This window comes from Streptomyces sp. YIM 98790, assembly GCF_011421595.1.
In the GTDB taxonomy this organism is placed as follows: Bacteria; Actinomycetota; Actinomycetes; order Streptomycetales; family Streptomycetaceae; genus Streptomyces.
The window spans coordinates 1-10,052 of record NZ_WTLH01000199.1; the positions used below are offsets into that span (position 1 = coordinate 1).

4 protein-coding genes are annotated in these 10,052 nt (G+C 73.6%); 2 read left to right on the forward strand and 2 right to left on the reverse strand.

What is annotated here, in order from left to right; translation table 11 throughout:
• A partial coding sequence (locus GQS09_RS23865; protein WP_207958209.1) for a CDP-glycerol glycerophosphotransferase family protein occupies positions 1 to 1,427 on the forward strand: 1,427 nt, incomplete at its 5' end.
• 130 nt (positions 1,428 to 1,557) lie between these two features.
• Positions 1,558 to 3,510 carry a stealth family protein gene (locus tag GQS09_RS23870; RefSeq protein ID WP_165989585.1) on the forward strand — a complete coding sequence of 651 codons (1,953 nt, stop codon included), beginning with the start codon at positions 1,558 to 1,560 and terminating at the stop codon, positions 3,508 to 3,510.
• Between the two features lie 76 nt (positions 3,511 to 3,586).
• Here the strand turns inward: GQS09_RS23870 and GQS09_RS23875 are convergent, their stop codons facing one another.
• Positions 3,587 to 4,462 carry a polyprenol monophosphomannose synthase gene (locus tag GQS09_RS23875; protein ID WP_313896310.1) on the reverse strand — a complete coding sequence of 292 codons (876 nt, stop codon included), beginning with the start codon at positions 4,460 to 4,462 and terminating at the stop codon, positions 3,587 to 3,589.
• A gap of 94 nt (positions 4,463 to 4,556) precedes the next feature.
• Entirely contained in the window at positions 4,557 to 9,605 is a 5,049-nt protein-coding gene (locus GQS09_RS23880) for an NAD-glutamate dehydrogenase (protein ID WP_165989587.1), read from the reverse strand.
• Between the last annotated feature and the right edge of the window lie 447 nt (positions 9,606 to 10,052).

Here is a 10,052-nt window from a genome sequence, read left to right on the forward strand (position 1 = left end):
CCCGGCTGGCCGCTCTGCTGCGGCCGGTGCGGCGGCGGCTGGGCGCGGCCCTGCTGACACTGCACTACCGGACGCAGCTGCGCCGCCCCCTGGACACCCGGCTGGCCGTCTTCGTCCCCCGCCCCGCGCCCGACGGGCAGGGCGTGGACGGCGACGGCGGCCAGCCGGCCGCGATCGAGGCGGCGCTGCGCCGGCTCGCCCCGCACATCCGCACCCTCTGGCTGGCGGACGGCCCCCACGGCCTCCCGGCCGGGGCGCGGTGGCTGCGCCCGGGCTCGGCCGCCGCCTCGCGGGCGCTGGCCCGCGCCGCCTATGTGGTCGGCGACGGCGACTTCCCCGACACCCCCGCCGACCGGCCCGGGCAGCGCCGCCTCCAGACCCACCGGGGCACCCCGCTGGCCGCGCCGGGCCTGGAGCTGCTGGACCGCCCGGCGGCGGCACCCGGGCTGGACGTCCCCCGGCTGCTGCGCCAGATCGACCGCTGGCACTACAGCCTCTCCGCCAACCGGCACTCCACCCTCGCCCACGAGGCCGCCTATCCGGCCGAGTACACCACCCTGGAGTACGGCTCGCCGCGGGCCGATGTCTTCCACACCACCCCGCCCGGCCGGGTGCGGGAGATCCGGGCCGCGCTCGGCATCCCGGACGGCACCGCCGCGGTGCTCTACGCCCCGGCGCCCCGCGAGTACCTGCCCGGCCGCCCGCCGCGCCTGGACACCGCGCGGATCGCCCGCGGGCTCGGCCCCGGCTTCGTACTGCTGCTGCGCCGCCCGGCGGGGACGCCCGCCCCGCCCCCGGCGGAGGGGGTGCGGGATGTCACCGGGCACCCGCTGACCGACCTGTGCCTGGCCGCCGACGCCCTGGTCACCGACTACCACCCGGTGATGTTCGACTACGCCGGCCTGGACCGGCCGATCATCGTCCACGCCGACGACTGGGAGACCTACCGCGCGGTGCGGGGCGTCACCTTCGATCTGCCGGCCGCGCCGCCCGGCCCGGTCACCCGCACCGAGGAGGAACTGCTGCACCGGCTCACCACCGGGCTGTGGAGCGACCCGGAGGCCGCGGTGGCCCGCGCCGCGTTCCGCCGCCGGTTCTGCCCCTGCGACGACGGCTACGCAGCCGAGCGCGTGGTGCGCCGCTTCTTCCTCAGCGGTCACGGCATCCCGCCGGTGGTGCCGATGGCGGCCCGCCGCCCGGTGCCGGCCGCGGTGCGCGGCCCGTCCCGGCAGCCGGTTCCCCACCCCCACCGCGCACGCGCTCCCCGCCCGCTGCCCCGGCACGAACACGGCCCCCGGCACCAGCAGAATCACCAGCCCCGGAAGCCTCCCCTGCCACTGCCGGAGCCCGCGCCCCGCACGGTACTGGCCGGCACCGCCCCGGCCGTGAGCAATACGCCCTATAAATACGGGGAAGAGCCCGATTGAACGGATAGTGTCGTCAGCCGCGGGGCCCGCACGGCCGGACGGTCGCGGGCCCCGGGAGCAACCGCTGGGCCACCCAGCGCGATGCACGGGCCCAGAGCGCACCACAGACAGCTTCCGGGGAGCCAGCATCATGACCGCACATGTGAAGCACACCTATGCCGAGCCGGGTTCCGGAGCGGACGCCGACCCCGCCGCGGACCCGGACACCGAACAGGACCGCCGCGCCACGGCCCACGAAGCCCGCCGGGCCCGGGCCGGACACCCCCCGGCGCCGCCCCGCAACCCCGAGGCCACCCCGCTGGTCACCCTGTACCGCCGGATCGTGCCGCTGCGCGCCCGCCGCGCCGTGGCCGACCGGATCTCCCTGCCCGCGCGCACCCGGCTCAAGGTCTCCCTCACCAGACACCAGGCGCTCGGCGAGCGCCTGGCCGCGTTCCGCGCCGGCCGGGCCGCGCGGCGGTCCCCGGCCCTGTACTCCGGCGAGGACCGCCGCCTGGTCCTGGTCGGCGGACGCCCCAAGGCCGCCCATGTCCGCCGCCACCCCTCGCCGCTCCAGGCCCAGACCGAGGCCCTGCGCAAGGTGTGCGACGCCCTGGAGGCGGCCGGCGTCCGCCACTTCTGCGTGCGCGGACTGTTCGCCGCCACCGCCACCGTCGGCGTCCCGGAGAGCCAGCGCGCCCATGCGCTGCGCGCCCTCACCCGGCTGTGCGCGGAGACCGCCGGCTACCTGGTGCTCGGCGGCGGGGTGCGCGGCAACGGCCGGCGCCGCCGCCGGGTCCGCCGGCGCACCGTGCCGGGCAGCTCGCCGGTGGCCCGGCGCGCCCTCGCCAAGGCCCAGTCCGCCCGGTTCTGCTGGTACTTCACCGACGAGCAGGGCGCCGCGGCGGTCGGTGAACGTCACTGCTGCGCCGTGGAGTTCTGGCCGGCGGACCCGGAGGAGCCGGAGATGCTGGCCGCCCCGCGCCGCAACCGCTGCACCGACCGGGTCCCGGCCGCCGCCGGCACCGTCACCGCGCCGCTGACCCGGCTGAGCCCGCTGCTGCCCGCCGGCACCGAGTCACCGCCCGAGGTCCGCACCCTGCCGGTGTTCGCGGAGCGGCTGCCGGAGGACATCGACTTCCCCATCGACGCCGTCTACACCTGGGTGGACGGCACCGACCCGGAATGGCTGCGGCGGCGCGCCCGGCACTCCGGCGAGACCTACCACGCCGAAGCCGCCAACGCGGCCCGCTACGTCAGCCACGACGAGCTGCGCTACTCGCTGCGCTCGCTGCACCAGTACGCGCCCTGGGTCCGGCACGTCTACCTNCAGTACGCGCCCTGGGTCCGGCACGTCTACCTCGTCACGGACGACCAGACCCCGTCCTGGCTGGACACCTCGCATCCCGGCATCACGGTGGTCGGCCACCGGGAGATCTTCCGCGACCACTCGCTGCTGCCCACCTTCAACTCGCACGCCATCGAGAGCCAGCTCCACCACATCGACGGCCTGGCCGAGCACTTCCTCTACCTCAACGACGACGTCTTCTTCGGCCGGCTGACCGTGCCGCAGGAGTTCTTCCTCGCCAACGGGCTGACCCGGTTCTTCCTCTCCAAGGCGCACATCCCGCAGGGCGCGCCGGCCGCCGAGGACGTGCCGGTCGCGGTGGCCGGGAAGAACAACCGGGAACTGCTCAGGGGGCGGTTCGGCCGGATGATCACCCAGAAGATGAAGCACGTGCCGCACCCGCTGCGGCGCAGCGTGCTGCAGGAGATCGAGGAGGTGTTCCCGGACCGGCACCGGGCCACCGCGGGAAACCGTTTCCGCAGCCTGGACGACATCTCCGTCACCTCCTCGCTGCACCACTACTACGGCTTCCTGACCGGCCGGGCGGTCGCCGGGGCGATCCCGTACGACTACTTCGACATGGCGCATCCGCACACCGCGGCCCGGCTGGGGCGGCTGCTGCACGCCCGCAACCGGACGGTGTTCTGCCTCAACGACACCATTTCGGACGAGGACGGCATGGCGGCCCAGCGCGCGGTGATGGACCCCTTCCTCCAGGCGTACTTCCCCTTCCCCAGCCCGTACGAGCGGCCGTAGCCGCCGGGCGGCCCTCCCGTGCCGCCGCCCCTCCCGGCACGGGACGGCGGGGCGGGAGGCGAGGAGGGTGCCCGGGTCAGCGGCCGGCGAGCAGCAGCCGCCACGGCAGCAGAGCGGCCTCCCACTGCACGGCCAGCGACATCTTGGAGGAGCCGCGCAGCCGTTCGCCGAAGCGGATGGGGACCTCCACGGCCTCGAAGCCCTTCCGCGCGGCCCGGTACTTCAGCTCCACCTGGAACGCGTAGCCTGCGCTGCGCAGCGACCTGCCGCCCTCGGCCGTCAGGCCGACGGTGCGCAGCACATCGGCCCGCCAGAGGTTGAAGCCGCCGGTCAGGTCGCGCAGCGGGACCCGCAGGATGCTGCGGGCGTAGGCGTTGCCCCAGGAGGAGAGCAGCCGCCGGTGCACGCCCCAGCCGCCGGAGAGGGACGCGCCGCGCACATAGCGGCTGCCGACCACCAGCCCGGCGCCGCTGCGGTGGGCCGTCTCCAGCAGGGAACAGACGGCGGTGGCCGGGTGGCTGCCGTCCGCGTCCATCTGGAGCACATAGGGGGCGCCGGCCGCCAGGGCGTGGCGCATGCCGGCCTCGTAGGCGCGGCCGAGGCCCTCCTTGCCGTCCCGGTGCAGCACCTCGATCCGGGGGCTGTCCGTGCCGGTGGCGTAGCGGTCGGCCAGCCGGTCGGCGAGCGGCCCGGTGCCGTCCGGGCTGTCGTCGTCCACGATCAGCAGGCGCAGCCGGGGCAGCGGCAGGGCCATCAGCGCGGCGACCATGCCGGGCAGGTTCCCGGCCTCGTTGTAGGTGGGCATCACCACGGTGACGGCGGTGCCCGACCAGTCCCGGTACCGCACCCGTCTGCTGGTGACGAGCCGGCCCGCGCCCGCCAGAGGCGGCAGCGCGGCCGGCTTGCCGAGAGTGGCCATCCCTGAACCGGTGACTGTCTGTGCGGGCTCCATGACTCCCAGCCTAGGAAACCCGCCTCCACCGCACCCCTTTTATCCCCCCTCCCGGGTCATCCCGGCCCGGGAGGGGGAGGAGGCGTGCCGCGGGTCAGCGGTTGCTGCGCAGCAGGGTGCGCATGGTACGCATGGCCACGGAGAGATTGGCCAGGTCGAAGGTGTCGGAGGACTGGATCTCGGCCAGCGTGGCCCGCGCCCGGACCAGCACCGAGTGGTTGCGACGGGCCCAGGCCTCGACCTTCTCCTCCGGCCCGTCCCCCGGCCGCCCGGCCGCCAGCACATCCGCGGTGATCAGCTGCTGCGCGGCGTACAGGTCCTCGCGGATCGCGGTACGCGCCATGGACTGCCAGCGGTCGGCCCGGGGCAGCCGGGTGATCCGGTCCTGGAGCTGGGAGATGCCGAGCTGGTCGGCGAGCAGGTAGTACACCCGCGCCACGTCCAGCAGTTCGCTGCCGGTGCGGTCGGCCACCGCCACCACGTCCAGCGCCGGGAAGACCGCGTTGAACCCGGCGACCTGCTGCGCCAGATCGGCCGGCACCCCGATCGACACCAGCTCGTCGTGCGTCTCGGCGTGCGTCTCCAGATCCCGGCCGCGCAGCAGCTTGGGCAGCTCCTGCCAGACCCGGCCCAGCTGCTCGGTGAAGAAATCGATGGTCTCACCGATGCGCAGCGGCTGCGGCCGGTTGTTCAGCAGCCAGCGGGTGCCGCGCTCCACCATCCGCCGGGAGTGCAGCCGGATGCGGGTGAGCACCTCGGCCGGCACCTCGTTGTCCAGCCGCTCCGCGGTGTCCCAGATCTGGTGCAGGTTGAAGATGGCGCGGGCCGCCGTGTGGGCGCGCACGATCTCCTCCGTGGAGGCCCCGGACTCCTCCTGCATGCGGTGCACGAAGGACGGGCCGCCCACATTGACGGTGTCGTTGACCAGCACCGTGGTGACGATCTCCCGGCGCAGGGCGTGGCCCTCGATCCGCTCGGGGAAGCGTTCCCGCAGCGCGGCCGGGAAGTAGACCTCCAGCATCCGCCGCACATACGGGTCGTCCGGCAGGTCGGTGGAGAGGAGGTCCTCGGTGGCGACCAGTTTGGCGTAGGCGAGCAGCACCGCCAGCTCCGGCTGGGTCAGGCCCTGCCCGGCGTGCCGCCGCTCGGCGATCTCCTCGTCGTCGGGCAGGAACTCCAGCCTGCGGTCGAGGCGTCCGGTGTGCTCCAGCCGGCGGATCATCCGCTGGTGGGCGGGGAGCAGCCCGGGCGCGGTGGCCACCGAGTTGGCCAGCACCACGTTCTGCGCGTAGTTGGTGCGCAGCACCAGCGCGGCCACCTCGCCGGTCATCTCGGCGAGCAGCCGGTTGCGCTGCTTGACCGTCAGATCGCCGTTGGCGACCGCGGAGTTGAGCAGGATCTTGATGTTGACCTCGTGGTCGGAGGTGTCCACCCCGGCGCTGTTGTCGATGGCGTCGGTGTTGCACCGGCCGCCGTACGTGGCGTACTCGATGCGGCCGAGCTGGGTCATGCCCAGGTTGCCGCCCTCTCCGACCACCTTGGCGCGCAGTTCGCGGCCGTCCACCCGGATGGCGTCGTTGGCCCGGTCGCCCACGTCGTGGTGGCTCTCGGCGGAGGACTTCACATAGGTGCCGATGCCGCCGTTCCACAGCAGGTCCACGGGGGCCCGCAGAATGGCCCGCATCAGCTCGGCCGGGGTCATGGCGGCGGGCCCGTCCCCGCCGTCCGCGCCGCCGACGCCGAGCGCGGCCCGCACCTGCGGGGTGAGCGCGATGGACTTGGCACTGCGCGGGTGCACCCCGCCGCCCCTGGAGATCAGCTCGGGGTTGTAGTCGGCCCAGGTGGAGCGGGGCAGTTCGAACAGCCGGCGGCGCTCGGCGTACGACACGGCCGGGTCCGGGTCCGGGTCGAGGAAGATGTGCCGGTGGTCGAAGGCGGCCACCAGCCGGATGTGCCGGGACAGCAGCATGCCGTTGCCGAAGACGTCCCCGGACATGTCGCCGATGCCGGCCACGGTGAAGTCCTGGGTCTGGGTGTCGTGGCCCAGTTCGCGGAAATGGCGCTTGACCGACTCCCAGGTGCCGCGCGCGGTGATGCCCATGCCCTTGTGGTCGTAGCCGGCCGAGCCGCCGGAGGCGAAGGCGTCGCCCAGCCAGAAGCGGTATTCGTCGGCCACGCCGTTGGCGATGTCGGAGAAGGTGGCGGTGCCCTTGTCGGCGGCGACCACCAGGTACGGATCGTCCCCGTCGTGCCGCACCAGGTCGCGCGGCGGCACCACCTTGCCGGCCACCATGTTGTCGGTGAGGTCGAGCAGCCCGGAGATGAAGGTGCGGTAGCAGGCGATGCCCTCGGCCAGCCAGGCGTCCCGGTCCTGCGCCGGGTCGGGCAGCCGCTTGGCCACGAAGCCGCCCTTGGCGCCGACCGGCACGATCACCGTGTTCTTCACCTCCTGCGCCTTGACCAGGCCCAGGATCTCGGTGCGGAAGTCCTCCTTGCGGTCGGACCAGCGCAGCCCGCCGCGCGCCACCTTGCCGAACCGCAGGTGCACGCCCTCCACCCGCGGGGAGTAGACCCAGATCTCGTAGGCCGGGCGGGGTTCGGGCAGATCCGGCATGGCCTGCGGGTCCAGCTTCAGGGCCAGGTAGGGGTGGGGCAGGCCGTCCGGCCCCTGCTGGAAGTGGTTGCAGCGCAGGGTGGCCCGGATCACGGTGCGGAAGGCCCGCAGGATGCGGTCCTCGTCGAGGTTGGAGACCTGGTCCAGGGCGCCGTCCAGCTCCTCCAGCAGGCCGTCGGTCAGTTCGCGGCCGGCCCGCTGCCGCTCCGGGGCGAGCCGGGCCTCGAACAGGCTGACCAGCAGCCGGGTGGTGTGCACATTGCGCAGCAGGGTCTCTTCCATGGTCTCCCGGGCGAACCGGGCACCGGCCTGCCACAGGTACTTGGCGTAGGCGCGCAGCACCATCACCTGGCGCCAGGTCAGGTTGGCCGCCAGCACCAGTCCGTTGAGGTTGTCGTTCTCGGCCCGGCCGGTCCACACGGCGGTGAACGCCTCCTGGAAACGCTCCCGGGCGTCGGGCGCGAGCCGGTCGGCGAGCTGTTCGGGCACCCGCAGCCCGAAGTCGTAGATCCAGGACGTGCCGCCGTCCGCCGGCCGCAGCCGGTAGGGGCGCTCGTCCACCACTTCCACGCCCAGGCACTGCAGCACGGGCAGCACGGCGGAGAGCGAGACCTGCTCGCCGGCCCGGTAGATCTTGAAGCGGCGTTCGCCGTGCCCGGCGCCCACCGGCTCGTACAGGCTGAGCGCGAAGTCGCGGCCCTCCTCCGGCCGGAGCTCCATGAGGTGCTGGAGGTCGGCCACGGCGGCGCGGGGCGGGAAGTCCGCCTTGTAGCCCTCGGGGAAGGCGTTGTGGAAGCGGCGGTTCAGCTCGGCGGCGTGCTCCTCGCCCAGCTCGGCCACCAGGGCGTCGCCGAAGCCGTCGCTCCAGGAGCGGGACGCCTCGGCCAGCCGGGCCTCGATGCGGTCCACGTCCGTCTCGGTCAGCTCCGCCAGTTCGGTGCCGGGGGCGACCCGGATCACGAAGTGCAGCCGGGAGAGCACGGACTCCGTGTTCCAGGCGGTGAAGTCGACGCTGGTGCCGCGCAGTTCCTCGCGCAGGATGTCGATCAGCCGCAGCCGGACGTTGGTGGTGTAGCGGTCGCGCGGCAGGTAGACGAGGGCGGAGTAGTAGCGGCCCCATTCGTCCTGGCGGAGAAAGAGCCGCAGCCGGCGCCGCTCCTGGAGGTGGAGCACGGCCATGGCGATGTTGTGCAGCGCATCGACCGGGGTCTGGAACAGCTCGTCGCGGGGGTAGGTCTCCAGGATCTGGAGCAGGTCCCGGCCGCTGTGGCTGTCCGGGGAGAAACCGGCGGAGGCGAGCACCTCGGCGACCTTGCGCCGGATGACCGGCACCCGGCGCACCGATTCGGTGTAGGCGGCGGAGGAGAACAGCCCGAGGAAACGGCGCTCGCCGATGACGTTGCCCTGCTCGTCGAAGGTCTTGACGCCGATGTAGTCCAGGTAGGAGCGGCGGTGCACGGTGGCCCGGCTGTTGGCCTTGGTGAGGATCAGCAGCCGCGGCTCGCGGGCCTTGGCGCGGGCGCGCGGGGAGAGCCGGCTGAACGCGGCGGAGGTGGGCGTGGAGTGCCGGCCGGTGGTGGCGGGGGCGCCGGTGCTGCCCTCGGTGGCGGCGGTGTGCTCGGCGGTGCCGGTCTCGCTGCGGGTGTCGAGGTGGTGCACCGGGTCCGAGCGCAGAATGCCCAGGCCGGTGCCGGGGATCGCCGAGAGGGTGTCGTGCTCGGCGCCGTCGATCCTGGTCAGCCGGTATTCGCGGTAGCCGAGGAAGGTGAAGTGGTCACCGGCCAGCCAGCGCAGCAGCTCCTGGGCCTCGGCGATCTCCTGGTCGCCGACCGGGCCGGTGGGCTCGGTGGGCAGGGATTCGGCGATGCGGACCGCGCGGTCGCGCATCTTCTCCCAGTCCTCCACGGACTCCCGGACATCGCTGAGCACCCGGCGCAGGTCGTGCTCGATCTGCTTCAGGTCGGAGCGGTCGGTCTCCCGGTCGATCTCGACGTGGATCCAGGACTCGATCAGCGCGTCCCGCGGCAGCTCCTCGGGGCGGTAGGTGTTGGCGGCCGGGCTCTGCGGGTCGCGGCCGGCGTCCAGCACCTCCAGCAGCCGGCCGGTGACGTCCCGCCGGACGATCATCTGCGGGTGGATCACCAGGTGGATGCCGCGGTCCTGGCGGGAGAGCTCGTTGGTGACCGAGTCCACCAGGAAGGGCATGTCGTCGGTGATCACCTCGACCACGGTGTGGCTGCACGCCCAGCCCATCTCGTCCACCGTGGGGGTGTAGACCCGGACATTGGCCGTGCCCTGGGGGCGGTGCGCGGCCAGCCGGCAGTGGGTCAGGGCGGCGCCGTAGACGTCCACCGGGTCGCGGCCCTGGATGTCCTCGGGGGCGACGTACATGTAGTAGCGCTGGAGGTAGCTGCGCAGCCGCTCGCCCTCCATCCCGGGCGCGGGCGGGGCGCCCGCTCTGCCCTGTGCCGCTACCTCCGCGGCACCTTCCAGCAGCTCCGCCTTGGCCTCATCCAGCTTGGTGTGCATGTCCTCTGGCTCCTGTCGCGCGCCGTTGCGTGACGCCGGGAATTCGTCCGGGGCGGTACCCGGGGGAACGTCCGGGAGGAGCCCCGGGAGGTCACCGGGCGGCGCTCGGTCGTCCTGCAGGGGATGCTCCCGGGGAACGCGACCAGCGGCAAGCCGTACGGCATACGGCCGCGGCCGCGACGACGCGGCGCGCGGCGGGCGGGGGCGACGCTGCCTCCCGCGGATATCGCGCTGATCACGGGGCTCAGGCTATCGCTCCTTCCCGGGCCGTTCTCTTCGAGGAGATGTACAAAGCTCCACGTCTCTTCTTACACATTGAACAACGCCGTAACCGGCCCGCCCCCGGCCTGCTCCGCACCGGACCGGGCAGCGGCACTGTGCACGGCGGCGTGCGCCGCTGGGGTGCGCGGGCGGCCGGCCGGGTTCGTGCCGGCGCGGGCGGCGCGG

What these genes read in the sequence shown, in the direction of transcription:
- GQS09_RS23875 (WP_313896310.1), bottom strand. Translation starts at nt 4,462, where the DNA reads ATGGAGCCCGCACAGACAGTCACCGGTTCAGGGATGGCCACTCTCGGC.
- GQS09_RS23880 (WP_165989587.1), bottom strand. Translation starts at nt 9,605, where the DNA reads ATGCACACCAAGCTGGATGAGGCCAAGGCGGAGCTGCTGGAAGGTGCC.